Here is a 25,948-nt window from a genome sequence, read left to right as displayed (position 1 = left end):
GAAGCTGGTGATGAAGCAGCTGTATCCGGGCAAAGCGGTCGGTGAGCTTTCGGAAACGGAGAAGCAGACAGTCAGTGCGCTGGGTACGCTGGCGGCGGGGCTGACGGGTGGCATTGTGGGTGACAGCACTGCCGGCGCGATGGCGGGGGCGCAGACGGGTAAGAACGCGGTTGAGAATAATGCGCTGGCGAATGTGCTGGCAGCGGCAGAAGCCAATAAGAAAGGCACAATAAAGAAATATGAATCGGCAACACAGAAAGCCATCAGGGAAGCCTGTAGCGGAGGAATGCCGATATCCTGTGAAACAGCCGTGGCAGCAGTGGGCAGTGCGATCGCCTGGCCGTTATTGCCCGCAGCGGCAGCGACGACCAGCCTGATAGGTGCAGGAGCAAACGCCGGGGTAGGTTATCTGATTAACGGTGAAGTGAATCCGAAAGATGTCATTCTGGGTTACTGGACGGGTGCATTTACGGCAGGAACCGGGCTGTGGGGAACCATGGGTGTGAATGCAGCCAGCGGTGCCGCCTCCAGTTATCTTAGAGGTGATGATCCACTGAAGGGTGGCGCAATGAGTGGCGCGGCATCAGGTTTTGGCTACGGTGTTGGTAAAGTGGTTCAGGGGCAATTTGATAAAATGCTTAACCCGAACTGGAAGAATTGGGAATGGGTTGATATGGGGATAGGGATATCTAAGCCGATGCCATTAGATCCATTGCCCGGAATTACTGGCAATATTGTAGGTTCTGGCGCGACAGAATTCACTCATGATCAGGTAGGGAAAAAATTAAATGAAATAGGTGGCAAGTAATGATGATCAAAAAACGCAAATGGTTCTCTTTAATGATTTATCTCATTTTGGCTTCAGTATTAGCAATATCACTAAGCTTTATATTACTTCAGGCCTGCGTGGAGCTGTTTTTTCTATTTTTTTATAATACTCCATTTAAAATATCAAATATTGATCTTTTAAAATGCTTAAAGGCTGGCTTGTTCTGTGGTGTTCTTGCTGGCTCTGGCTGTTGGTGGATTTATTACCAGCACTATCAAAAAAACAGTAACAGATAGAATAAAATCCCGGCCATCGCGCCGAGGCGGTTAATAAGGCGATTGCGGGAGCGCTGGCAACTGGCGGCCTGACATCTTTAACAGCTCCAGCGCAGGCAATATGGGCAATGGGCGCAGGAGTTAATGCAGGCGCTCAGTATGCTGAAAATGGTAAGGTGAATCCGGTTAACTCTGTTATTGCTGGCTGGACAAACGTTATCACCATCGGAAATGGCTTGACCGGTACAGTGATCTGGAATGCTGCAGGAGGAGCCTTGACCAATCAAATCAATGGCGATGATCCGCTGACCGGTGCAATAACCAATGGTGCTGGATCTGCATTAGGTTATGGAGCTGGTAAATTGATCTCTTCAGGTACAAACGCGGCGGGCAAATGGATAACAGGAGGCTGGGATCCCAGGTTCAATCCTGATCTGCTGAAATATACAGATGTTAAGGGAAAGCTGGGGCTATCTAAGGAAATGCTGCCAAGTAAAATCCCCAGTAACCTAGGTAATATCGGCGCTTCAGTAATATCAGAGGGGTGTGGAAAAGCAGCGGAGAAAGTGCTTAAAAAAATAGGAGATGGAAATGAAAAATGATCGTCATTTTAGAATTTTAAAGTCATTGTTCATTTTAGCCGCCACGGTTTTATTTATCATCGCACTCTCTGTATGTGGAACGCTTTTTTTCTCATTATTACAGTGGTTTCTTGGTGATGGCTTTCATATAAACTGGCAGGATATTGTACATGGAGCAAAAATTGGATTTTATGGTGGAGGTATCGGAGGTATTGGCCTCGCATTACTTCACTTTTTTAAAGTAAAAGGCTTTTAACCTTCACTGAAAGATCCCGGCTGGACGTCATCTTCGATAAGGAGAAGGAGCAGAGCCGGCTGAAGGCGGCGCAGCGCAGACGACGTCAGTAAACAGGTTTACAGCAAATATAATATTTTCTGGCTTTTACTCATCTATAACCTGGCACAAAATCTCCGCGGACCTTAATTAAGTCATGACCCTGACATGCAGCCAGACACCATCATCCCTCTTTATGGTTCTGGCTCAGGACACCCTCACGCCGCAGGCGGCGTCGTCCGTGCAAAACTCTCACGCTGAAACAGCGTTTCCGCCAGCTTTACCAGTGCCGGTCGCCCGACACACCAGTTCGGCGCCACGCGGCGGAAATTGAGATAACCGATCATGCAGCCGGTGGCGATATCTGCCAGATTGAGCTGGCCGTTGTTGAGCCATTTTCCCTCTGCTACTTTCGCCTCCAGCATATCCAGACTGCGCTGAATCTTCTCCCGATGACGCAGCAGCACCTCTTCTGACTGTAAATCCCCCGGCCGCAGCTGCTCGCGGACAATCACCAGCGCGGCATCGCTGATGCCATCCGCCAGCTTCTCCAGCTGACGGATGTTAAGTGACGCCAGCGGATCGGCGGGCAGCAGAGCAGGCTCTGCACCGCGCTGCTCCAGAAATTCCGCAATGATGCCGGAATCGAACCAGATTTGCTTATCGTCAGCGACCAGCGCCGGGACTTTACCCAGTGGATTGTAATGGGGCACGTGGCTGTCATCGCTGTAAGGCGATGCGTTAACGAATTCAAACGTGATGCCTTTTTCCAGCATGATGACCGAGATCTTTCGCACAAACGGACTGGTATAACTGCCAATAAGTTTCATCGGGTTCTCCGGAGTCAGTGACTATTCGCCAGGAAACATAAAGGGATTGAGACTGCTGCGTGCGAAGCCTTCCTGCTCCATTCTGGCATCCAGTATCAGCGACGCCAGGTCATCAGCCACTGGTTCAATGGCCGGATCTTTCTCCTGATAAAGCATTTTCAGATAGGTACCACAGTCGCCGCAGCTCTCTGCCTTCACGGCCGCCTGTTCGCTTTCAAGCGACCAGTAGTGCAGGTCCCGGGACTGTTCACACTGGGTGCATTTGCTGCGCACCACGTGCCATTCGCTCTCACACAGATTGCAGTGCAGATAGCGCGCGCCTTCATGGCTGCCGATATGCACCACGCTGGCGACCGGCATGCTGGCGCAGACCGGGCAGAACTGACGCTGATCGCCCATCTCAGCCCGCGCTTTGCCGGGAATTAGCGCCGCCATCTGCGCCCAGTAGAGCGAGAGGGCCGCCCAGATAAAGGGCGCTTTATCGCTGCTGACCTGCGCATACTCGCCGGTAAATAGCGCGCTGGCCAGCGTCTCCAGCTCCGTAGCGGAGGCTTTTTCCAGATTCTCCAGCACCGCCAGCGCCTGGCCGCTCATCTCCGGCTTCAGCTCGGCAATCAGCGAATGCAGCAGCCGCTGCCAGTGCGGATCGCGCGGCAGGGTATGAATATTGAGCGGCGGCTTGCCCTCGCGGGCGCTCTGCGTCAGCCGGGCATGGAGATCCATCTGCAGCGGATGGTCATACAGCACAATCTCCTGCGCTTCCGCGATCGTCGCCGCGAAGCGCAGATAATCGCCGAGTGGATTTTTCGCGGCCAGGTCGCGCAGTCGCGCGGCACGGCGGCTGTATAAATTTTTCAGCCGTGGAAAAAGTAACGGCGGAATCATCTCCGCCGTTGTTTTTTCGCCTTTCTCCAGCTGGTCCTGCGGGATTATGCGAATACTCATCAGGGGCGTTTTTCCTGTTTTATTGGCCGGTTACGCTGCTCACGGTACCAGCGAGGATGATGCTGTCTGGCCCATTCGGCGCTGACCCAGCCTTCCACCATCGCGGTCAGGGTTCCTTTGACCCACAATGCAGCATAAATGTGCACCATAATGACGATGATCAGCGCCACCGCAGAGACCGAATGCACAATCAGCGCCAGACGAATCAGGGGAATGGCAAAGGCATCCGCAAAGTAAGGCCGCCAGATCACAATACCGCTTACAAGCAGCAACACTAAGCTGATGATAGCAGCCCAGAAGACACACTTCTGACCAAAGTTATATTTACCGGTATCGCCCACCTCTTCATTCAGCGCAACCCGGTGAATGTTTCTGGCCCAGTAAAGGTCATCGCGAGTGATCAGGTTATGTTTCCAGTAACGCAAAAACATCAGCATAAACGCCGCAAACATCACCACGCCGGTGAAAGGATGCAGAATACGCGCCAGTTGTGGTGTGCCAAATATCTGCATCAGCCAGTTAAAAGAGGGGAAGAAAAACCCTAATCCGCTTAACGCGGCCATGACAAAGCAAATCGCGACGATCCAGTGATTGATGCGTTCGGGTGCGCGGTAACGCACCAGATGATCGGGCTTTTTCATTATGGATGCTCCTCAGGCTGCTCGCTATTGTCATCATGCTCCGTGACGCGATTCGGGCCCACGCTAACATAGTGGAAGATCGAGGCGGCAAACGTTGCGGCAAACCCCACCGCCGCCAGCGGTTTCCAGATCCCTTTCCAGAAAGTTACGGTGGGGCTGATGCCCGGATTCGCCGGCAGCCCGTGATAGAGCTGGGGCCTGTCAGCATGATGCAGCACATACATGACGTGGGTGCCGCCCACGCCTTCCGGGTTGTAGAGGCCAGCCTGTGCAAACCCGCGCGACTTCAGCTCCGCCACGCGTTCTTCCGCCAGCGTCAGCATGTCGCTTTTGCTGCCGAAATGAATCGCACCGGTCGGACAGGTCTTCACGCAGGCGGGTTCCTGGCCGACGCTGACGCGATCCACGCACAGGGTGCACTTATAGGCGCGGTTATCCTCTTTATTCAGCCGTGGAACGTTGAATGGGCAGCCTGCGATGCAGTAGCCGCAGCCGATGCACTGCTCAGACTGGAAGTCGACGATGCCGTTGGCGTACTGGATAATGGCCCCTGCCGACGGGCAGGCTTTGAGACAGCCGGGATCGGCGCAGTGCATGCAGCCATCTTTACGAATCAGCCAGGCCAGCTTGCCGTTCTCTTCCACTTCCGAGAAGCGCATCACCGTCCAGGATTTGGCGCTGAGGTCGGTAGGGTTGTCATAGACCCCGATGTTATGCCCGACTTCATCGCGGATGTCGTTCCACTCAGAGCAGGCCACCTGGCAGCCTTTACAGCCGATACAGGTGGTGACGTCGATCAGTTTTGCTACCTGACGCTGGTGATCGCGCGCCTGCGGCGGCGGGGTAAAGCCATTGGTCGCCGAGCGACGGATAATATCCTGTGATTGATAAGCCATTGTCATCCACCGTTACGCTTTTTCCACTTTCACTAAAAACCCCTTGTACTCCGGGGTCTGCGAGTTGGCATCGCCAACCGAAGGCGTCAGCGTATTGGCCAGGAAGCCCTTACGCGTGGTGCCTTCAAAGCCCCAGTGACAGGGAATGCCCACGGTATCTACCGGCCTGCCATCAATCGTCAGGCGCTGCAGACGACGGGTGACGACTGCTTTCGCGTTGATATAGCCACGCTGTGACGAGACTTTGACGCTGTCACCGGCACGGATCCCTTTCTCCTCTGCCAGTTCGATGCCGATCTCGACAAACTGCTCCGGCTGCGCAATCGCATTCAGCAGGGCATGTTTCGTCCAGTGGCGGAACAGTTCGGTGATGGAGTAGGTGGTGGCGACACAGGGGTAGTCCGCAGCTTCACCCAGTCGGGCGGCGTCGCTGCTGAACAGCCGGACGACCGGACTGTGGCGCTGCCGGGGATGCAGAGGGTTATCGGCGAGCGGGCTTTCCATCGGCTCGTAATGTTCGGGGAACGGGCCGTCGGCCATTTTATCAAGTGCAAACAGATGACCCAGGCCATCGGGCTGCATGATAAACGGACCGGCCTGCTTCTGCGGCGACAGGGTGACCGGATAATCCGGTACGTCAATACCCTGCCAGCGTGCGCCATCCCACTCGATCAGACGCCGTGCGGGATCCCAGGCTTTGCCCTGCGCATCTGCGGAGGCGCGGTTGTAGAGAATGCGGCGGTTAGCAGGCCAGGCCCAGGCCCAGCCGGAAACTGCACCCAGCCCCGACGGATCGGCATTGTCGCGCCGGGCCATCTGGTTGCCTTCCGGCGTCCAGCTGCCGCTGTAGATCCAGCAGGCGCTGGCGGTAGTGCCGTCGTTACGCAGTTCAGCGAACCCATTGAGCTGCTGACCTTTTTTCAGCAGCAGCCTGCCGCTGTCATCATAAATATCGGTCAGCGCCTGGCCGTTGCTCTCCTGCGCCACCTCTTCCGGCTCAGGATTGAACGGATCGTGATAGTCCCAGCGCATCGCCATCAGGGGTTCCGGCGCGGCGCCGCCCTCAAGGTGATAGAGCGCGCGCAGACGCATAAAGAGGTTACCGAGGATTTTACCGTCATGCAGCGCTTCAGCCGGTGGCTCGGCGGCCGCCCAGTGCCACTGCAGCCAGCGCGACGAGTTCGCCACCGATCCCGACTCTTCCGCAAAGCAGGAGGAGGGCAGACGGAACACTTCGGTCTGGATTGTCGACGGGTCGACATCGTTGAACGCATCGTGATGCTGCCAGAAGCTGGCCGTTTCCGTGCGCAGCGGATCGATCACCACCATATATTTCAGGCGCGAAAGTGCCCGGACCGCTTTGTTTTTATCCGGGAAGGCCGCCAGCATGTTGAAGCCCTGAATCAGACAGCCGTTCAGCGCCCCCTGCTCCATCATCTCCGCCTGCGCCATACAGTCGTAGCTTTTATCCCACTTCGGCAGCCAGTCATAGCCCCACTGATTCTCCGCGGTGGCCTTATCGCCGTAGAAACTCTTCATCAGGCTGACGAAGAATTTGTCGGTGTTCTGCCAGTAGTTGACCTGATCCGGCAGGGGCGCCGCTGGCGTGACCTGCTGCAGATAGGTCGCCAGGGTGGTCATCTTCTCAGAGGGCAGCGGCAGATAGCCCGGCAGGCTCTGCGTCAGCAGACCAAGGTCGGTATAGCCCTGGACATTCGAGTGTCCGCGCAACGCATTGATCCCGCCGCCTGGCATACCAATGTTGCCCAACAGCAGCTGAATCATTGCCGCCGTGCGGATAAACTGCGACCCGTTGGTGTGGTGGGTCCAGCCCAGCGCATAGAGAATCGTCGCCGTGCGATTGGGAACCGAAGTGGAGGCAAGCTGCTCACACACCGTTAAAAAGGCTTCCTGCGAGGTTCCGCACAGGCGCGTCACCATGTCCGGCGTGTAACGGCTGGCGTGCGTTTTCAGCAGGTTCAGGACGCAGCGCGGATGCGTAAGGCTCTCATCACGGCGGGCAAAGCCGTTTTCATCCAGCTCATAGTGCCAGCTCTGGCGGTCGTACTGCCGGGCCGCGGCATCGTAACCACTTAACAGACCATCGCTGAAGCTGAAGTCCTCTTTGACGATCAGAGCGGCGTTGGTGAACGCGCATACATACTCCTGCTGGATCTGATTGTGCTGCAGCAGATAGTTGACGATGCCCATCAGGAAAACCACGTCGCTGCCCGCACGGAGTGGCGCATAGTAGTCGGCCACCGCCGCCGAGCGGTTAAAGCGCGGATCGACCACGATAACCTGCGCATTATTTTGGGTTTTGGCTTCAATCACCCACTTAAAGCCAACCGGATGCGCTTCGGCGGGGTTGCCGCCCATGATCATCACCACGTTGGCGTTTTTGATGTCATTCCAGTTGTTGGTCATCGCACCGCGGCCAAAGCTGGGAGCGAGTGCGGCCACGGTCGGGCCGTGACAGAGGCGTGCCTGGTTTTCCAGCGCCAGAATGCCCAGCGCGCGGGCAAATTTCTGATCGAGCAGGCCGGTTTCATTGCTGGCGGCGGAGGAGCAGAGCATTGAGGTGGTGGGCCAGCGGTTTACCGTGACACCCGCCGCATTGGTAGCCTGGAAATGGGCATCGCGGTCCTGCTTCATCAGGCGGGCGATGCGGTCAAAAGCCTCTTCCCAGCTGATTCGCTGCCATTTATCAGAACCTGGCGCACGGTATTCCGGGTACTTCAGTCGCTGTTCGCTGTGAATAAAGTCGAGCACGCCTGCGCCTTTCGGGCAGAGCGATCCCCGGCTGACCGGATGGTCAGGGTCGCCTTCAATGTGATAAATCGAGGCGCTGGCATTCTTTGCCCCATCGCCCAGGCTGTAAATCAGCATGCCGCAGCCAACTGAGCAGTAGGTACAGTTGTTGCGGGTTTCTCTGGCGCGGATGAGTTTGAATTCTCTGACGCTGGCTAAGGCTGGAAGGGGGGCAAAACCGAGTAACGCCGCACTGGTGCCCGCCAGGCCGCCTGCACAGATTTTAAAAAAACTCCGTCTGTTAATTTGCATTTTTTATTCTTCTGTATCGGCTCCATTGCGAAGCTCTGCAAAATAGCAGCCTTATCTGCATCTAAGTTGACCAGGGTCAACAGGTTAGTCATTAGTAATTTATTTCCTGCATTTTGTTAAAAATCCTCGACGGCAGATTTCCATTGCAAGCAGATTTTCCGGGGCAGCCACGGATTACTGTTGTCAAACGCCTATCGATGTTATGCATGAAAACTCCGGGTCCTCATTTCCTGCGCCAGCGGGCCTGCCGCCTGCTGCGGCGGCAAAACCGCATGAATTGCCTCGCGGTTTATTTGCGCAACCCCGGGCTAAGAGGCAGAATCAGGACGCGGCGGAACGCGGCGCTGAATTTCATCATTTATTAACAACAGGTCATATTTTTTGAAAGCTATCCAGCCTGACTCAGGCGAAGATTTAACAATTCAGGCCGGCGTCAGCATGACGCAGGTGTGGCAGCGTGACGATCTGACGACCGCCCACTCAGACTGGCTGGCGGACGAGGTGCCGGTGGCGCTGGTCTATAACGGCATCTCTCACGTCGTGATGATGACCACGCCAAAAGATCTGGCGGCGTTTGCGCTGGGATTTTCGCTCTCTGAGGGCATTATCGATGCGCCTGGCGACATTTTCGGCATGGATATCGTGCCGGGCTGTGACGGTATTGAGGTGCAGATTGAGCTCTCCAGCCGCCGTTTTATGGCGCTGAAAGCGCAGCGTCGCGCGCTGGCGGGCCGGACAGGCTGTGGCGTCTGTGGCGTTGAACAGCTGGAGCAAATCGGCAAGCCGCTCTCGCCGCTGCCTTTTACCCAGACGTTTGCGCTGGAGAGACTGGATCGGGCGCTGGGCGAGCTTAAGGCGTATCAGCCGGTCGGCCAGCTCACCGGCTGTACCCATGCGGCCGCGTGGATCCAGCCCGACGGTCAGCTGGCCGGGGGCTGCGAAGATGTGGGTCGCCATGTGGCGCTGGACAAGCTGCTGGGGTATCGCAGCCAGGCCGGGTGGGGGCCGGGCGCGGTGCTGGTCTCCAGCCGCGCCAGCTATGAAATGGTGCAGAAGTCCGCCATGTGCGGCGTGGAAATCCTGTTTGCGGTGTCGGCGGCGACCCGCCTGGCGGTGGAGGTGGCTGAACGCTGCAACCTGACGCTGGTCGGCTTCAGCAAACCCGGCCGGGCCACCATTTACAGCCACCCTCAGCGGCTGCGTTAAACCACCATCACGTCCGGCAGTTGCTGCTGTAACGCCGCCAGGGCGGCACTGTCGCCGCCACCGTCCGTAATCAGCAGAGAAATCGCCTGCGGTGGCGCATAGACCGTGCGGCTGACTACGCCCAGCTTGCTGTGATCGGCCAGCAGATAGCAGGATGCAGACTGCTGCACCATCGTACGGGCAATCGCTGCTTCGTGCGGATGAAAGCTGGTGGCCCCGCACGCTGCTTCAACGCCAACCGGTGACAGCAGCGCAATATCAGCACGGTAGCGGACGATCTCGCCGACGGTGATTTCGCCGCGCGTCTGCTGTGCGCCCGCTGACATGTTCCCACCCAGCAAAATAATCTGATTATTCAGCGTCTGATTTTCCTCTCCGGCGCTCAGGGCCAGCGCCGCCTGCAAACTGTTGGTGAGGATCGTCAGGCCGGAAAGGGCATGCAGCTCCTCTGCCAGAAACGTGGTGGTGCTGCCCGCGTCCAGGAACAGCGTCTGTCCGGGTTGCAGCAGCTGCGCGGCTGCGCGGGCAATTGCGCGCTTCTCCCGGGTCTGCTGACGTCGGCGTTCGGTCAGCGGCGGTTCGGCTGGGGTTTCCAGCGCCACTAGCCCGCCGTGAACCCGGCGCGCCAGCCCCAGCGCCTCCAGCTCAATCATGTCCCGGCGCGCGGTTTCGCGTGATACCTCCAGCTCTCTGATAATGCGTTCGGTACTCACCTGGTTAAGCCGGGTCAGTAAGGCACGGATACGGTGAAGACGCATTTCCTGCAGCATAGTGGTTTCCTTATAGGGCGCGAAGAGCACGGATAATACGCCAGTCAGACGCTGGCGTCCGTCTGAATCGGGGGCCAGCTTAGCGCGGCTCATTGCACCCGTCATGTGTATTTTATTGCATTTGTGTATTTTGTTGCATTTTTAGCGCAGGCAGGCATGATAAGGGGCATTGCTCTTCTCCTTTATCCCTGAAACCGGAGTCAATTATGGCCACGCGTTCCACCATTATGGATACCAACAGTTTTCGTGCCGAACATGCCGCTGCGCTGGACAGCGACACACGCAAACTGACCGATAAACGCAGTAAAGTCCTGGGTGACTCCTATCGCCTGTTCTATCGCAAGCCGGTTCATCTGGTGCGGGGAGAGGGGCAGTATCTGTGGGATGCGGCGGGCGATAAGTATCTCGACGTCTACAACAACGTGGCCAGCATTGGTCACTGTCATCCGGCCGTGATTGAGGCAGTGACGCAGCAGATGAAAATGCTGAACACCCACACCCGTTACCTGCATGAAAATATCCTCGACTACAGCGAAGCACTGCTGGCGACCACGCCTGCGGCGATCGACCGCGCGATGTATATGTGTACCGGATCGGAAGCCAACGATCTGGCAATCCGCGTGGCGCGCGCCTTCAGTGGCGGCAGCGGAATTATTGTCACTAAAGAGGCCTATCACGGCACCAGTGAGCTGACCTCCGGGGCCTCGCCGGCGCTGGGCAGCGGGCAGCCGCTGGCACCAACCACCCGGCTGGTAATGCCGCCGGATGCCTATCGCGTGGATGCACCGGATCTGGGCGACTGGTTTGCCAGCCAGATTCAGCAGCAGATTGATGATATGGCCGCGCATGGCATTAAGTTTGCCGGATTCCTGGCCGATTCGATCTTCTCGTCAGACGGTGTCCTGCCTGACCCGCGCGGCTTCCTGAAAAAAGCCGTCGAAGTGGTGCATGCCAACGGCGGCATTTTTATTGCCGACGAAGTCCAGCCCGGCTTTGGCCGGACCGGCGATGCGTTCTGGGGCTTTGGCCGCCACGATGTGGTGCCCGATCTGATCACCACCGGCAAGCCGATGGGCAACGGCATCCCGGTGTCCGGACTGCTGGCAAAAAGCGAGGTGCTGGCCGCCTTCAGTGACTCGATTCCTTACTTCAATACCTTTGGCGGCAATCCGGTCGCGATGGCGGCGGCGCAGGCGGTACTGAAAGTGATCACCGAAGAGGGATTACAGGAACACAGCCGCGTGGTCGGTGCGAAGCTGCTGGCTGAGCTGCGGACGCTGATGGATCGCTTTGAGTGCGTGGGAGATGTGCGCGGCGCCGGACTGTTTATCGGCTTTGAACTGGTCACCGATCGTCACAGTAAAACGCCGGATAAGACGCTGGCGCTGGATCTGATTGAGAAGCTGCGTGAACATCGTGTGCTGACCTCGGTCGCCGGCCCCTATGGGAATGTACTGAAACTGCGTCCGCCCCTGGCTTTCCAGGAAAGCGACATCGACTGGCTGGTGGGGGCACTCGACAGCGCGCTGCGCGAGCTGGGTCGGTAAGGCGCAGGGCAGGCGAGGCGCGGCATCCGGGCGGATGGCGTGCCCGCAGCGCCGTCGGGGTGGGCGGCTCTGCACAGGCAGCATGGGCCGCCGCGCGCTGTAAAAACAACGGGTTGCTTTTGCCGGGTTCCGCAAACCCTTATCGTTATCAGGGCATTGATTACGCTTTTACGCTACATGAATTTAACTATAATGATTCGACTGCTTACGCGGCACGTCCTGAATTCGTCGTGCTGCTCATATTAAATGGAGAGGAAGAACATGAGTTATTCACTGCCATCCCTGCCTTATGCCTACGACGCACTGGAACCGCATTTCGACAAGCAGACGATGGAAATCCATCACACTAAACATCACCAGACCTATGTGAACAACGCCAACGCGGCGCTGGAAGGCACTGAATTTGCCGATCTGCCGGTCGATGAGCTGATCACCAAACTGGATCAGCTGCCAGCAGACAAAAAAGGCCCACTGCGCAACAACGCAGGCGGTCACGCGAACCACAGCCTGTTCTGGAAAGGCCTGAAAACCGGCACCACCCTGCAGGGCGACCTGAAAGCGGCTATCGAGAAAGATTTCGGCAGCGTGGAAAAATTCCAGGAAGAGTTTGAGAAAGCCGCAGCGACCCGTTTCGGTTCAGGCTGGGCGTGGCTGGTTAAGAAAGGCGACAAGCTGGCTGTGGTCTCTACCGCAAACCAGGATAACCCGCTGATGGGCGAAGCGGTTGCCGGCGTATCTGGCTTCCCGATCATCGGTCTGGATGTGTGGGAACACGCTTACTACCTGAAGTATCAGAACAAGCGTCCTGACTACATCAAAGCGTTCTGGAACGTGGTTAACTGGGACGAAGCAGCAGCCCGCTTCGCTGCTGCAAAGTAAGTTAATACGGCGTTAACTGTTAAACCGGTGAAATTTATTTCGCCGGTTTTTTTACGCCTTTATATTATGCGTTCCCAGATGGAACCAGAAATCGACATCAGTCAGGTTTAATGTTATTCCACATTAACCTGCCGTTGATATTGGTTATGATATTTTCAGTGACATTCCTGCTTAACCCACTGCGTGTCGCTGACTATGTCAATTATAACTACTCACGAAACTACAGCAGACTCCTCTGCTTCGCTTTTTTTTCAGTTAATTAGTGGAAAATATGTCCCGGATAAACTCTGGATAAGTAAACGTTTCCGGATGAAATTTGCCTTAAGGACCTTGATATCGCCACTGACGACACTGCATTATCTGGATGCCCTGTCGCGTCTGCCGCAGCTTCCTCTGTTAATGAGCACCCAGGGTCTGTTACCTGCCAAGCTGCACCGGCCCTATCTGCGTTCAGGGCTGAGCATTGCTGCACGCGCACAGGCGATTCTCGATCATTATACCCTGATGAATAACCTGGAAAATCCTGCGCTACGTCAGCTGCTGCAAAGCGCCGCCGATAACCCGCTGGCTACACTGACCGGTAAAAACGGCGAAGCCTTTTTACTCTCCTGCAGTTCAGGTTATTTCGACCGTGAAGGTGAAGTGACGCTGGTGTTGCGTTATAACAACGATGTTATCGCGTCGCTTTCATTTTCTATTATTAATGAGAATAACCAGCGCACCTTATTAATTGGCGGATTACAGGGGCCGCGGAAACATATCAATAATGAGGTTATCCGTGAGGCGACAAAAGCCGCGCAGGGCCTCTTCCCGAAACGTCTGTTAATGGAAGCGGTATTTATTCTTGCGAAACAGTGCGGCGTGGAGAAAATTCTGGCGGTGGGCGATGAGACGCACGTGTTCCGCAGCCTCCGCTATCGCCACAGCAAAGGGGATAAGTTCTTTGCCAGCTACAGTGAGTTCTGGCTGTCGCTGAGTGGGGAGGCGCGCAGTGACGGGATGTTTACGCTGCCGCTGAGCCTGCCGCGTAAAACGCTGGAGGAGATCGCCAGCAAGAAGCGCGCAGAGTATCGCCGTCGCTATGAACTGCTGGATACGCTGGCGGAACAGGTCTGTGCCGCCGCAGGCGAACGCAAGGCCGATGTCGATCAGGCCGCAGCCTGATCAACGCTTCAGAAAGCGGTTCTGGCGAAGCCGGTCATCACTTTCAGGCCCATTTCACGTCCCAGCGCGGTCATTGGATGCACCACCACCAGGCCGCGCACGCTTTTTTTCAGCGCGCCCAGATTAGCCTGCTCTTTTTTGGTAATTTCGCGGCTGAAACCCATTTTCTGCAGTTTCTGCGCTTCGGCACTCAGCTTTTCAACCCGCTGATTGCGCAGACGCTCAATCTCCGTGACCAGCGTTTCTTTCTCTTTCAGCAACGCGCCCAGTTTCTCGGTGTCACCCGACTCCAGTAACTGCGGCTCTTTGCGGTTCAGTGCGTCCAGCTTATCGCTGAGAAGTTTGATTTCGTTCTTTTCTTGCTCTTTCATGACAACAACTCGTTGAGGAAAACAGGCTAAGGATACACCAAATCGGGGGCAGGTTCCCGCTCAGCGTAAGACAAAAAAGGCGCCGGAAAGGGCGCCTGACGGGATTAGCTGCCAGCCTTTTTAAACGCCTGCTTAGTGCTGATGCGGGCAATCAGTTCGGTAAGCGACAGCACCATGGTGGATCGCACCATCTGCAGATAGCGCTGCTGCTGCATACTACGCAACTCCGCATCGTCGGTGTGAAACACCGGCGCAGGCGGCCAGGCGGTGACGCAGTGCAGCTCACCAAACGGGCCAAGGATTTCATCGTCAGTAAAGCGGTAGTCGGCAGTATCGTGGTTCAGCTCTTCGCGCAGCGCCAGCAGCAGTTCACCATCTTCATATTCGTGACGGCTGATGACGCCCAGGCCATAAATCAGCTTCAGGCGAACCGAGAGTTCGCCCAGTGGACCATCGCCCAGCAGCAGCGGCTCTACAGCATATTTCACCGCATAGTCATCTTTGCGGAACACCTGCAGCACCAGCAGATTGACCGCTTCAGCCAATAGCTCAACGGCGGCGATAAGAAAGCTTCTCACCGAACGACCGGCGTTCAGGCGCTCAAGCACCCGGTTTTCAAAAGCTTGCTTCTCTTCCATTGTCGCCTGCATGGGTTCAATACGGCCGTTGGGCGCAGGCAGACTGCGCCCGGCTTGCGTCACTAACACGCGCGCATTATGCCATAGCGTGCCAGGCGCTCACCACCGAAGCCACCACTTCGCTGTCCGCGGGCAGGCCGGAAATCTCAGCCAGCGTCGCCTGGGGGCCTTTTTCAGCCAGCAGCGCGGCCAGCTCCTGCGCCTGCGGGTCCTGATCGCTGTGATAGTGCATCGCGGCGGCAATACCCTGTACCAGGTGGGCGTGTGGCAGACCATACTCCAGCGTCCCGAGGGTCGGCTTGATCAGGCGATCGCCCACACTCAATTTACGCAACGGCTGACGGCCTACGCGCTCAACATCATCTTTCAGATAAGGGTTTTCGAAACGGCTCAAAATTTTCTGAATATAGGCAGCATGTTTCTCTGCGTCGAAACCGTAACGCTGGATCAGCACCGCGCCGCTCTCTTCCATCGCGCCTTTCACGACGGCCCGGATTTTTTCATCCAGAATGGCGTCACGAATGGTCTGGTGACCGGCCAGCTGGCCAAGGTAGGCGGTAATCGCGTGGCCGGTGTTCAGGGTGAAGAGCTTGCGCTCAACAAAGGCCATCAGGTTATCGGTCAGCTCCATGCCAGCAATGGCCGGCAGATCGCCTTTAAACTGCGTTTTGTCGACGATCCACTCGCTGAAGGTTTCAACGGTCACTTCCAGCGGATCGCTGCTACCGGCTTCCGTTGGTGGCACAATGCGATCGACAGCGGAATCAACAAAACCGACGTGCTGCTCCAGCCAGGCGTGATACTGCTCAGGCAGTGCCTTCAGCACATGCTGTTTCAGCTGGCTGGTGCCGCGCACCATATTCTCACAGGCAATAATATTCAGCGGACGGGTCGTGCCGTCATCGCTGCGTTTAACCAGCCCTTTCGCCACGCTGCCAGCAATGCGCTCCAGGATCTGCGGGCCTACGGCGGTGGTCACCAGATCGACCTCCGACACCAGGGTGATGATCGCCTCATTGGTGCTGTTAACGGCGCTGACGCCGGTCACGATTTCTGTTCTGGCCTGTTCGCCAACCACATGAACGGGATACTCATGACGCGCGTTCAGTGCATCCAGCACCGTCTGATTTACATCAGCAAAAACCAGTTCGATACCGGCATCAGCCAGTAATTTGCCGATAAAGCCGCGACCGATGTTTCCTGCTCCGAAATGTAACGCTTTCATAATTTTTGACCCATATCAAATGACGATGGGGCGGGCAAACCCGCCCCGGAAAATCGGGACGGGCATGACCGCCCCAGGGAAAATATCACCACATTATGCGATGGCAGGCTTGCCTGACAGCAGATCCAGCACTTCCTGCACGCTGCTGGTATTTGCCAGCTTCTCGATCACGCTGTCATCATCCAGCGCATTGGTAAGGCTGGTGATCACCTGAATGTGCTCGTTGTTGCGGGCCGCAATGCCGATGACCAGACGCGCCACATCTTCCGGCTCTTCGCCGAACAGAACGCCTGCCGGATACTGGCAGAACACCACGCCGGTTTTCAGCACGCGATCTTTGGCTTCGACCGTGCCGTGCGGCACTGCAATCGACTCACCAAGATAGGTTGGGGTCAGTTTTTCACGTGCCAGCATCGCTTCAACATACTCCGGCTCGACGTAACCGCCTTTCACCAGCTGTTCACCGGCAAAGCGAATCGCCTGCTCTTTGTTACTGGCGGCCTGGCCAAGGAAGACGTTATCTGCGCCCAGCTTAAACAGGTGCGCGTTACCTTCATCGTAGCTGTCTGCCAGCGTGGTCTTCACGGTTTCGCGATGCGCGTCACTGCGGTTAGCCGCTACCAGACGTTCGGTCAGGGTGCTGTAGAGCGCGCTGTCGAGGAAGTTATTCAGCGAGATATGCTGCGCGTGCGGTGCCTGGCGAATGGCGCGTTCGGTCAGGTCACGATGCGTAATCACCAGATCGACATCACCCGGCAGGGCGTTGATCGCGGTATTGGTCACCGAGACATTGCTCAGACCGGCATCCTGCACTTTCTTACGCAGTACGCCTGCGCCCATGGCGCTGGAGCCCATACCGGCATCACAGGCGACGATGATTTTACGCACGTGATGCAGATCCACGCTCATGGCGTCGCTGGCGATAGCGCCACCGGGTGCACTCTGGCCTTTGGACTGGGCTTTCATCTCATGCATGCGCTGAGTCGCGGCTTCGATATCGTCATCTTCTTTCACTTTGCTGGTTTTCAGCAGGATAGCGGAAACCACGAAGGAGACAGCAAAGGCGGCCGCGATAGCGGCGACGTTAGCAAAGTAAGCGCCTTTTGGCGTCATCGCCAGCACCGCCAGGATAGAACCCGGTGAAGCAGGAGAGACCAGGCCGCCGTTCAGGACGGTCAGCGTGAAGACGCCAGTCATCCCGCCCAGAATCACGGCCAGCAGCAGACGAGGCGCCATCAGCACGTAAGGGAAATAGATCTCATGGATGCCGCCCAGGAAGTGGATAATGGCTGCACCGCCCGCTGACTGTTTGGCGCTGCCGCGGCCAAAGAACATATAGGCCATCAGCACGCCCATTCCCGGGCCCGGGTTTGCTTCGATCAGGAAGAAGATCGATTTACCCGCTTCACTCGCCTGCTGGATGCCGAGCGGAGAGAAGATACCGTGGTTGATGGCGTTGTTCAGGAACAGGATTTTCGCCGGTTCCACAAAGATGGAAGTCAGCGGCAGCAGGTTGTTCTGCACCATCAGGTTCACGCCCGCCGCGAGAATGTGCGACAGACCTTCTACCAGCGGGCCAATGGCCAGGAACGCCAGCAGAGCCAGCACCATCCCGATAATACCGGCCGAGAAGTTGTTAACCAGCATCTCGAAGCCGCTTTTGATTTTGCCGTCAATTGCCCGGTCAAACGACTTAATGGCCCAGCCACCCAGTGGACCGGCAATCATCGCGCCCAGGAACATCGGCATATCAGCACCGACAATCACACCCATGGTGGTGATAGCACCGACCACGCCGCCGCGATCTCCGCCCACCAGACGTCCGCCGGTGAAACCGATCAGCAGCGGCAGCAGGTAAGTGATCATCGGGCCGACCAGTTTGGCCAGCGTTTCGTTAGGGATCCAGCCAGTTGGAATAAACAGTGCGGTGATGATACCCCAGGCGATAAACGCCCCGATGTTTGGCATCACCATATTACTCAGAAAGCGACCAAAGCTCTGTACTTTGACCTTCACTGATGAGGACATAAACCCACCCCTTATTGAGACGCGCTGCAATAGGAGAGCGCGTTTGTTTTTGTTTAGCCACCCCGGCTCAAAGCCGGTGGTATTACTGTATGCACGCGGACTCTATCACGCGAATCTGGCACTGCGTAGGGCACGGAATTAGTGTGATCTGTATCACTGATTAGGGGTGTCTTCAGGGGTCATTAGCGTGACTGGCATCACACTTTATTGACTGATCGCCGCCGTTTTGTTCTGTTTTTAGTCAGACGGGCGTGTTATATGTGAGGTGTGTCACATTCTGTGGAGAGCGGTTTGTTATAAATATGTGACGTGAGTCACAAAATATTTTTGGTCGAAAATGCGCCAGATCACACTTCATTCAGCGGGTCAGAATAGGGAAGAGAAAGGGGTGATAAGACAGGCAGAGGGATCACCCCTGCCCGGGAAGCGGATTTACTGCTGAATGCCACCCTGAACGGCAGCCTGGGCCTGCGGCAGTGCCTGCGCGTTGGCAGAAAGCGTGCTCATCAGCGCGTTATACTGCGTGGCCTGATCCTGGGTCGGGAACTGCACGCCGCCGTTGTTGAAGCTGACACGGGCGCCCTGCTGTTGCAGGAAGTCGCCGGCCTGCACCGCACCCTGACTCAGCGCCTGCAGTTTAGGCAGCAGTGGGATCAGTTGATTGGCGGGCACCGTTACCACTTTGTTGTAGGCGGTATCGTAGACTTTTTTCAGGTCATCCGACTGCTTCAGTGCCGCTTTGCTGCTGTCTGCCTGCATTTTGGCGCTTTCAATCTGCTGGGTAACAATGACCAGGGCGCTGTTAGCCTGGCGCAGCGAGTCGCGACGGCTGAGGTAATCCTGCGGAACGCGGATTGCGGAAAGCTCATCCACCACCGGGCGCATTCCCTGTTCTACCGCTTTATTCGCCTGCTGTGAAAAGCCATACATAATGGCGTAGTCGCTGGCGAAGTTGCCAAAACTCTGTTTTTGGCTTTCGCTCAGGCTGGGAAGGTGCTCGCCGCTGCGCATCACGGTATTCTGGAGAAAGTCGATAAATGCTTTACGCTGTTCGCCTTCTTTGTCACCACATGCGGTGAGCTGCAGTACGATCAGCGCGCCAGCGAGCATAATGCCGCTGCGTGCCATAAGGCGTGTAAATCCTGAAGCCATAGGGTCAACTCCTGTCGGTGATACGGTCTGATGTCCAGGTAGGAATGGCCTAAAGAATAGAACAAACCCGCGCCACGGCACAATGTGAAACCACCGTTAAAACAGGTGCTTTCTGGACGGGTCGTGGCAGAACCGGCTCTGACGCATGGCGGCGCGCCCTGCGTTGCCCGCTGGCGTACCGAACTCAGGGCGGTGTTTTTATGGCAGTGGCCCTAAAACACCACGGCCTGGCCATCTTTCCGGCTTTCACTGGCCGCGATGTAGAATCCCTGGGGATCGCGCACTATCGCCTGTGCGCCGCCAAAGTTGTAGTTACTCAGCGGATCTTCCAGAACCACGTTATGACCCATGCGGCGCAGGGTGCTGAGGGTATTACGATCAAGGGTCGATTCAAAGACCACCTCGCGACCCTGCACCACCCGCCAGCGCGGCGCATCAATCGCAGCCTGTGGATTCTGCCCATGCAGCATAATGCGCAGCGCCAGCTGAACGTGCCCCTGAGCCTGCATCGGGCCGCCCATTACACCAAACGCCATCAGCGGCTGGCCCTGCTGATCCTGTGCAAAGGCGGGGATAATGGTATGGAAGGGGCGTTTACCGCCCGCGACCACGTTAGGATGGGCCGGATCGCAGGAGAAACCTGCGCCGCGATTCTGCAGGCTGATGCCGGTTCCGGGAACAACCACGCCGGAGCCAAAACCCATATAGTTGGACTGAATAAACGACACCATCATGCCCTGGCTGTCACCGGCGGCCACATAAACGGTGCCGCTTTGCTGCGGTGAACCAAAGCGGAAATCACCTGCTCTGTCAGGATCGATTAATGCGGCCCGCTGGCGAAGATAGTCCTGGCTCAGCAGCAGGGCTGCCGGAAATTCCAGGTGATCTTCATCGGTGACGTAGCGTTCGAGATCGACCAGCGCCAGTTTCATCGCCTCAATAGAGAGGTGGAGCCACTGCGGTGAATCCGGTGCGTGACGACCGATCTCCCACTCTTCCAGAATGCCCAGCGCGATCAGGGTGGCGATGCCCTGACCGTTAGGCGGCAGCTCCTGTACCGCGCCGCCAGCAAACGGATGCGACAGCAGGGTGACCCAGTCGGCACGATGGTTTTTGAGATCCGCCAGCGTCAGGGCGGCGTCATGTTCGCGGGCAAAGGCCGCCATCTTCTGCGCCAGTGCGCCGCGATAGAAGCTTTCGCCCTGCGTTTCAGCAATCTCCTGCAGGGTGGCGGCCTGAGCCGGATTGCGAAACAGCTCCCCAGCCCGGGGCGGGCGGCCCTGTGGCGCAAAGCAGTCGCTGAAGCCCGGCTGATCCCGCAGTTTATCGTAGCCGCGCTGCCACAGCTGGCTAATCAATGGCGAAACCGGGAATCCGTTGCGCGCATAATCGATCGCCGGTTGCGCCAGCGTGGTCAGCGGCAGGGTGCCGAAGCGCTGCGCCAGTGACACCCATGCCGACACCGCACCGGGCACGGTCACTGACTCCCAGCCGGTTTCCGGCATGGTGTTACACGCGGCGAAGCGGCCGGGATGCCAGGCGGCCGGGGCACGGCCTGACGCATTGAGTCCATGCAGCTCACGGCCGTCCCAGACGATAGCAAACGCATCGCTGCCGATGCCGTTTCCGGTCGGCTCCAGGACGGTGAGGGCGATAGCCGTGGCGATCGCCGCATCCACCGCGTTGCCCCCCTGTTGCAGCATACGCAGGCCTGCCTGCGCCGCCAGCGGCTGTGATGTTGCTACCGCATTCCGTCCCATCATCGGGACGCGATGAGAAGGGTAGGCGACATTAAAATCTGTTTCACGCATCGCTATTCCTTGCCGGGATTCGGTGTCTGGCCTGCCGTCTGCGCAACAGTCAGGGCGTGCACTTTTGTCGCGCATGACGCCAGGCGTGGACGGCATAAACGCACCGGAATGAGGCGTCTGCCGTTTCTTAAAGGTCGCTGTTCAATAATCTGCTGAAAAAACAGCACTCAGATTAACGGATTTTCCCTCCCTGCACCGTGAGCCGACGCGCGACAGCACGTAAGTCCATGCCAGGATTATTCTTATTTTCATTAGAATGATGAATATAAGTGTTCACGAAGTAAGCCATTGGCGTATATTTTGCACTCACCTGCTGAAGAGGTGCAGTGCTTCACAGAAATGAGAAGGTGCCGGTAAAAAATTTGATGGCATCCACATATATCGCAAGCTTCAATTGATTTTTTTCCCTGCTATGAAGGTGCAAAAATCAGTTGCCTCAGCAGGTTAGAGGCGCTGGAACTTCTCCGGCAAACCTTAGTTAAAAAAATAATTATAAATTGCGCGGCAAATCGTCAGGTCTCTATCCATACTTAGTCTCCCGGCATTTGTTGCATTGATCTGACAACTTTTAAAGAAATGCACCGCAGGCTGTGTCCCGTAATGGTTTCTCTCATAACAAAAACAAACCCTTGCGGGATCCAGCCTGGAACAGGCCCGGTTTAAGAGCTCTGATTTCAGGCTCATACCTCTCTACTTTCACGTGCTTCATAGTGAGTTTTAAGGAGTTCTCTATGGAATTAAAAGACCCGATGTTTGAATTGCTCAGCAGCCTTGAGCAGATTGTTTTGACACGTGATGATTGCTCTGCCGAGTTACTCATTCAGCGCCAGCAACCCGCCCAGCCAGAACCGCAGCGTCTGCGTGAAATGACCGGCATGCAGGTTGACGAGTTTGCAAAAGTAATGGGCGTGAGCGTTTCTTCCGTGAAAAGCTGGGAAGCCCGCCGTACCCGTCCTTCCGCGACGGCGCAGAAACTGATGAAGTTGTTACATGCCAACCCTTATCTGGGACGGCAGTTGCTTGACTGATCAGACATCAGGAAGAAACCCGCCGCTGGCGGGTTTTTTTATGGGTGTCAGATGCCATATTTCGCCGCCTGTCGGGCAAACCAGCTCTCCGGTACGCTGTAGGGCGGCTCCCGTAGCTGAGCCAGCCCGTTTTCAATAATCGTCGACGCCTGCTGCCATAACTGCGCATCGCCCTGTTTCAGCAGGGCTATCTGGATCTGCTTTTCAACCAGGTAAATCCGCGCAAAATCGGGATCGAAACGGACAATCGCGCGGGTGTTATCGATAATGTCCGCCAGTTTGATGGTCTGCGCCTCGGAACTGGCGCTGGCGGTGTGGCGAAAGTGCGCCACTTTACGGGCGGCGCGGTTCTTTGCCGTCGTCGGGTCGCTGTCCGTCAGCATCGCTACCAGGCTGGCCACGCGCTGACCAAAATGCGCTTCAATATCCTGTTGCGTCGTGGCGGTATCTTCCACCGTGTCGTGCAGCCAGGCCGCCGCTAAAAGTGCCTCGTCATGAGTGACGCTGCGCACCAGTTCTGCAACGGCGGCCGGATGAACAATATAGGGCTCATCGGTATATTTGCGGCGCTGACCGGCTCCGGCATGTGCCTCGGTGGCAAAGCGACGAGCCTGTTCTTCCAGTGAATCCTGCATGCTTTTCCCCCCTGGCAAAAAGTTTGCTTGCAATTATCTAGCGCGCTATCTATATTCATCATTATGAACAGTGATCAAGATGACAAAAAAGTGAAACCGATGCCACTGTTGGTCGACCAGCAGCTCTGCTTTGCACTCTATTCTGCCAATCTGGCGATGAGTAAAGTCTATCGCCAGCTGCTGAGCCAGCTCGATATTACCTATCCGCAATATCTGGTGATGCTGGTGCTGTGGCAGAAAGATGATGTCACGGTCTCGGAGATTGGCGAGCAGCTCTTTTTAGACTCGGCCACCTTAACGCCTTTACTGAAGCGGCTGGAGAGCGCAGGGCTGATTAACCGGCAGCGCACCCGTCAGGATGAGCGGCAGGTTGCGGTAACGCTGACCGAGGCTGGCCGGGCGTTGCGCGCCAGGGCTGAGACGATCCCTGACGCCATTAAATGTGCCACGGCCTGTGAAGATGAGGCCCTGCTGGCCCTGAAATTACAACTGGATGGGTTGCGCGATAACCTGAATCAGTCCCGATAAAGATTGCAGTTGGGTGCGCCGCACCCACTGAGCCTCACCGCCCGGTTACGACTAAATAAGTAGCGGGCGATTTAATAGCGTAATGGAGAAATGTCATGTCTTTAGAACAAGTGGTTTACCGCGCCAAAGCCAAAGCAACCGGTGGTCGTGATGGTCGTGCAACCTCTTCTGATGGTGTACTGGACGTGAAACTAGGTGTGCCAAAAGAGATGGGCGGTGCAGGCGGCGAAGTCACTAACCCTGAGCAGCTGTTTGCTGCGGGTTACTCTGCCTGCTTCATCGGTGCCATGAAGTTTGTCGCTGGTCGCGACAAAATTGCAATGCCAAAAGAGGCGTGGATCGAAGGTGAAGTCGGTATTGGTCCTATTCCCAACGGTTTTGGTATCGAAGCGACCCTGAACATTCATCTGCCCGGGATGGATGAAGCAGAAGCGCAGAAACTGGTGGATGCGGCGCACATCGTCTGCCCTTACTCAAACGCGACCCGCAACAACATCGACGTCACGCTGAATATCATCTGCTAAGCGTACGGCGGGCCTGACAGGCAGGCCCGCTTCTCTTCTGCTGCGCGCAGCGGCAATGTCCTCCCCCGAACCCCTTCGTTGTGTAAAAAAAGGCGCTAATCGGGTCATCAGTGATTATTTTCTGGCCTGATGAAGGCGGCCATGCTTTACTGAGCCACCTCGCGTTACAGCCTGTTAGCCCGTTCAGAATTTTCCTTCATCTTTGTCCGGTCCGCTTATTCGGCGAACTCTGTCGCGTTTCGGTAGTCACATAAAAAGATTTGGTCAAGCGCTTCACTCCGGAGAAACACCTTTTTTCATGAATTATATTAAAACTCTGTCCCAGCAAAAGTTATCTCTCTTGCTGGCGCTTTATCTCGGTATCTTACTGAATTTACCGATTTTTTATCGACGTTTTGATGGTTTTCTCAGCCACTCCACGATAACGAACTGGCTCACTGCCGTCACCGAGGTGGTCGCTATTGTGCTGCTGACGTTCTTCCTGATGCGCCTGCTGTCGCTGGGAGGAAAGTGGTTTTATCGCGTGCTGGCCACGCTGATTGTGCTGATTTCTGTTGCCGCTGCCTATTACATGGCGTTTTTTAACGTCGTGATTGGTTACGGCATCGTGGCATCGGTCATGACTACCGACACCGATCTCTCTAAAGAGGTCGTGGGGTATCATTTCATCCTGTGGATGGTGCTGGTCAGCGCGTTGCCGCTGCTGATGATCTGGCGCAACCGGCTGAGCATGACGCTGAATGAACAGCTGCGAACGCCGGGGCAGCGCCTGAAACCGACGTTAATTATGCTGCTCTGTGTCGCGCTGGTCTGGCTGCCGATCCGGTTTTTCGACAAGCTGCAGAAGCATAACGAAGAGATCACCAATATCGATCTGCCGAGCTACGGTGGGGTCGTGGCGCACTCTTATCTTCCCTCTAACTGGCTGGCGGCGGTCGGGCTGTTCGCATGGACCCGCATGGATGAGTCCCTGAAAAGCGAAGAGCTGCTCGATCCGGCGAAGAAGTTTACTTATGTCGCGCCTGCCGGCCTGGACGATACCTATGTGGTGTTCGTGATTGGTGAGACCACGCGCTGGGATCACATGGGGATGCTTGGCTATGAGCGTGACACCACGCCTAAGCTGTCCAAAGAGAAGAACCTGGTGGCTTTCCGGGGGGAGTCCTGTGATACCGCGACAAAACTGTCGCTGCGCTGCATGTTTGTGCGTGAAGGTGGCACTATGGATAATCCGGGGCGTACGCTGAAAGAGCAGAATGTGTTTGCGGTGATGAAGGAGCTGGGCTTCACCTCGGAACTGTTTGCGATGCAGAGCGAGGTCTGGTTCTACGATAACGTGAATGCCAATAACTTTGCCTTCCGCGAGCAGATTGGTTCAGAGAAGCGCAATCAGGGGAAAGCAGTCGACGACATGTTGCTGGTGCCAGAGATGAAAGCGTCTCTGGATCGTTTCCCGAAAGGCAAGCATCTGGTGGTGCTGCATACCAAAGGGTCGCACTATCTCTATTCACAGCGTTATCCGCGCAGCTTTGCGAAATATCAGCCGGAATGCATGGGCGTGGATGAAACCTGCAGTAAAGCGCAGTTGATCAATGCTTATGATAACTCGGTGCTGTATGTCGATAGCATGCTGGATAGCGTACTGGATCAGCTGCGTGACAAGAAAGCGATCGTCTTCTATGCGGCCGACCACGGTGAGTCGATCAGCGAGAATATGCATCTGCACGGTACGCCGCGTGAGATGGCGCCGCCTGAGCAGTTCCGGGTGCCGATGATAGTCTGGGCGTCCGATAAGTATCTGGAAGACAGCCAGAACCGAAGCAACTTTGAGCGTCTGCAGGCGCAGCAGCGTGTGGGGCGTACGCATCGCCATGTTGAACTCTTCGATACTATTCTGGGTTGTCTGGGCTATACCTCGCCAGATGGCGGCATTAACCCGGCCAATAACTGGTGTCAGGCACCGGCTACAAGTCAGGCTAAGTCGCTGTAGCAGACGATGAAAAGGCAGCGGCAGACCGCTGAAATCCGTTAACCGCGTGCTTTCCAGGCGATCGGTGGCAAAAGCTCAAAAAGCGGTTGACGCTGTTCGGGGGTAGCAGTAACATGCGCCCCCATCGGCGAGTAGCGCAGCTTGGTAGCGCAACTGGTTTGGGACCAGTGGGTCGGAG

The 25,948-nt window shown here is 56.3% G+C and carries 24 protein-coding genes; 11 read left to right on the top strand and 13 right to left on the bottom strand.

The window, feature by feature from the left end; all coding sequences use genetic code 11:
• From RT657_RS19365 to RT657_RS19355, 3 genes are all read left to right on the top strand, one after another.
• On the top strand, positions 1 to 808 hold an 808-nt coding region (locus RT657_RS19365), incomplete at its 5' end, for a VENN motif pre-toxin domain-containing protein (RefSeq protein WP_313656383.1).
• Between the two features lie 364 nt (positions 809 to 1,172).
• Positions 1,173 to 1,646 (top strand): adhesin, encoded by a 474-nt coding sequence (locus RT657_RS19360; protein ID WP_313656382.1) that lies wholly within the window; start codon positions 1,173 to 1,175, stop codon positions 1,644 to 1,646.
• Positions 1,636 to 1,881: a hypothetical protein gene (locus RT657_RS19355; RefSeq protein WP_313656381.1), complete on the top strand. Its 246-nt coding sequence runs from the start codon at positions 1,636 to 1,638 to the stop codon at positions 1,879 to 1,881. Before RT657_RS19360 ends, RT657_RS19355 begins: the two co-directional genes overlap by 11 nt.
• A 236-nt stretch (positions 1,882 to 2,117) precedes the next feature.
• Here RT657_RS19355 and RT657_RS19350 read toward each other — a convergent pair whose 3' ends face one another.
• The 5 genes from RT657_RS19350 to fdnG are packed head-to-tail and all read right to left on the bottom strand — an operon-like array spanning position 2,118 to position 8,274.
• A complete protein-coding gene (locus tag RT657_RS19350; protein WP_313656380.1) occupies positions 2,118 to 2,729 on the bottom strand; it encodes a glutathione S-transferase in 612 nt (203 codons plus the stop codon).
• A 21-nt stretch (positions 2,730 to 2,750) separates the two neighbouring features.
• Positions 2,751 to 3,674, bottom strand: a complete 924-nt coding sequence (gene fdhE, locus RT657_RS19345; RefSeq protein ID WP_313656379.1) for a formate dehydrogenase accessory protein FdhE — start codon at positions 3,672 to 3,674, stop codon at positions 2,751 to 2,753.
• Positions 3,674 to 4,315 (bottom strand): formate dehydrogenase cytochrome b556 subunit, encoded by a 642-nt coding sequence (gene fdoI, locus RT657_RS19340; RefSeq protein ID WP_313656378.1) that lies wholly within the window; start codon positions 4,313 to 4,315, stop codon positions 3,674 to 3,676. Before fdoI ends, fdhE begins: the two co-directional genes overlap by 1 nt.
• Positions 4,315 to 5,211, bottom strand: a complete 897-nt coding sequence (gene fdxH / locus RT657_RS19335) for a formate dehydrogenase subunit beta (RefSeq protein ID WP_313656377.1) — start codon at positions 5,209 to 5,211, stop codon at positions 4,315 to 4,317. Before fdxH ends, fdoI begins: the two co-directional genes overlap by 1 nt.
• A gap of 12 nt (positions 5,212 to 5,223) precedes the next feature.
• Positions 5,224 to 8,274, bottom strand: coding sequence for a formate dehydrogenase-N subunit alpha (gene fdnG, locus RT657_RS19330; RefSeq protein WP_313656376.1), 3,051 nt, complete (start codon positions 8,272 to 8,274; stop codon positions 5,224 to 5,226).
• A 438-nt stretch (positions 8,275 to 8,712) separates the two neighbouring features.
• On the opposite strand from fdnG, the gene fdhD reads away from it, so the two are divergent.
• Positions 8,713 to 9,480 carry a formate dehydrogenase accessory sulfurtransferase FdhD gene (gene fdhD, locus RT657_RS19325; RefSeq protein ID WP_313656375.1) on the top strand — a complete coding sequence of 256 codons (768 nt, stop codon included), beginning with the start codon at positions 8,713 to 8,715 and terminating at the stop codon, positions 9,478 to 9,480.
• Here fdhD and RT657_RS19320 read toward each other — a convergent pair.
• A complete protein-coding gene (locus RT657_RS19320) occupies positions 9,477 to 10,250 on the bottom strand; it encodes a DeoR/GlpR family DNA-binding transcription regulator (RefSeq protein WP_313656385.1) in 774 nt (257 codons plus the stop codon). The genes fdhD and RT657_RS19320 overlap by 4 nt on opposite strands.
• A gap of 206 nt (positions 10,251 to 10,456) precedes the next feature.
• On the opposite strand from RT657_RS19320, the gene RT657_RS19315 reads away from it, so the two are divergent.
• From RT657_RS19315 to RT657_RS19305, 3 genes are all read left to right on the top strand, one after another.
• Positions 10,457 to 11,797 carry an aspartate aminotransferase family protein gene (locus RT657_RS19315; RefSeq protein ID WP_313656374.1) on the top strand — a complete coding sequence of 447 codons (1,341 nt, stop codon included), beginning with the start codon at positions 10,457 to 10,459 and terminating at the stop codon, positions 11,795 to 11,797.
• Positions 11,798 to 12,058: 261 nt separating this feature from the next.
• Positions 12,059 to 12,676 (top strand): superoxide dismutase [Mn], encoded by a 618-nt coding sequence (sodA, locus tag RT657_RS19310; RefSeq protein WP_313656373.1) that lies wholly within the window; start codon positions 12,059 to 12,061, stop codon positions 12,674 to 12,676.
• 195 nt (positions 12,677 to 12,871) lie between these two features.
• Positions 12,872 to 13,840, top strand: a complete 969-nt coding sequence (locus RT657_RS19305) for a VirK/YbjX family protein (protein ID WP_313656372.1) — start codon at positions 12,872 to 12,874, stop codon at positions 13,838 to 13,840.
• Positions 13,841 to 13,848: 8 nt separating this feature from the next.
• Here RT657_RS19305 and RT657_RS19300 read toward each other — a convergent pair whose 3' ends face one another.
• The 6 genes from RT657_RS19300 to RT657_RS19275 all read right to left on the bottom strand — a co-directional run bounded on the left by RT657_RS19300 (position 13,849) and on the right by RT657_RS19275 (position 21,065).
• Positions 13,849 to 14,211, bottom strand: a complete 363-nt coding sequence (locus RT657_RS19300; protein WP_111141311.1) for a YibL family ribosome-associated protein — start codon at positions 14,209 to 14,211, stop codon at positions 13,849 to 13,851.
• A 104-nt stretch (positions 14,212 to 14,315) separates the two neighbouring features.
• Positions 14,316 to 14,861 carry a mannitol operon repressor MtlR gene (gene mtlR / locus RT657_RS19295; RefSeq protein WP_313656384.1) on the bottom strand — a complete coding sequence of 182 codons (546 nt, stop codon included), beginning with the start codon at positions 14,859 to 14,861 and terminating at the stop codon, positions 14,316 to 14,318.
• Between the two features lie 64 nt (positions 14,862 to 14,925).
• Positions 14,926 to 16,074, bottom strand: coding sequence for a mannitol-1-phosphate 5-dehydrogenase (gene mtlD / locus RT657_RS19290; protein ID WP_313656371.1), 1,149 nt, complete (start codon positions 16,072 to 16,074; stop codon positions 14,926 to 14,928).
• Positions 16,075 to 16,167: 93 nt separating this feature from the next.
• A complete protein-coding gene (locus tag RT657_RS19285; protein WP_313656369.1) occupies positions 16,168 to 18,102 on the bottom strand; it encodes a PTS mannitol transporter subunit IICBA in 1,935 nt (644 codons plus the stop codon).
• Between the two features lie 432 nt (positions 18,103 to 18,534).
• The gene (locus RT657_RS19280; protein ID WP_313656368.1) at positions 18,535 to 19,254 is read right to left on the bottom strand and encodes a DUF3053 domain-containing protein; all 720 of its coding nucleotides are present in this window, start codon (positions 19,252 to 19,254) and stop codon (positions 18,535 to 18,537) included.
• Between the two features lie 212 nt (positions 19,255 to 19,466).
• On the bottom strand, positions 19,467 to 21,065 hold the full coding sequence (locus RT657_RS19275; RefSeq protein ID WP_313656367.1) for a gamma-glutamyltransferase family protein: 1,599 nt from the start codon (positions 21,063 to 21,065) through the stop codon (positions 19,467 to 19,469).
• 731 nt (positions 21,066 to 21,796) lie between these two features.
• Between RT657_RS19275 and RT657_RS19270 the strand changes: the two genes are divergently transcribed.
• Positions 21,797 to 22,093 (top strand): HTH-type transcriptional regulator, encoded by a 297-nt coding sequence (locus RT657_RS19270; protein ID WP_313656366.1) that lies wholly within the window; start codon positions 21,797 to 21,799, stop codon positions 22,091 to 22,093.
• 47 nt (positions 22,094 to 22,140) lie between these two features.
• On the opposite strand, the gene RT657_RS19265 is transcribed toward RT657_RS19270, so the two are convergent.
• Positions 22,141 to 22,728, bottom strand: coding sequence for an HD domain-containing protein (locus tag RT657_RS19265; RefSeq protein ID WP_313656364.1), 588 nt, complete (start codon positions 22,726 to 22,728; stop codon positions 22,141 to 22,143).
• A gap of 63 nt (positions 22,729 to 22,791) precedes the next feature.
• Between RT657_RS19265 and RT657_RS19260 the strand changes: the two genes are divergently transcribed.
• The 3 genes from RT657_RS19260 to eptB all read left to right on the top strand — a co-directional run bounded on the left by RT657_RS19260 (position 22,792) and on the right by eptB (position 25,770).
• Positions 22,792 to 23,256 carry a MarR family transcriptional regulator gene (locus tag RT657_RS19260; RefSeq protein WP_313656363.1) on the top strand — a complete coding sequence of 155 codons (465 nt, stop codon included), beginning with the start codon at positions 22,792 to 22,794 and terminating at the stop codon, positions 23,254 to 23,256.
• 95 nt (positions 23,257 to 23,351) lie between these two features.
• On the top strand, positions 23,352 to 23,780 hold the full coding sequence (locus RT657_RS19255) for an organic hydroperoxide resistance protein (RefSeq protein WP_313656361.1): 429 nt from the start codon (positions 23,352 to 23,354) through the stop codon (positions 23,778 to 23,780).
• 298 nt (positions 23,781 to 24,078) lie between these two features.
• Positions 24,079 to 25,770 carry a kdo(2)-lipid A phosphoethanolamine 7''-transferase gene (gene eptB / locus RT657_RS19250; protein ID WP_313656359.1) on the top strand — a complete coding sequence of 564 codons (1,692 nt, stop codon included), beginning with the start codon at positions 24,079 to 24,081 and terminating at the stop codon, positions 25,768 to 25,770.
• Positions 25,771 to 25,948: the final 178 nt, after the last annotated feature.

It is taken from the genome of Pantoea sp., from assembly GCF_032114055.1.
Classification (GTDB): domain Bacteria; phylum Pseudomonadota; class Gammaproteobacteria; order Enterobacterales; family Enterobacteriaceae; genus Pantoea.
Note: the sequence above shows the minus strand (reverse complement) of the source record. Positions and strands in the feature narration are given on the sequence as shown.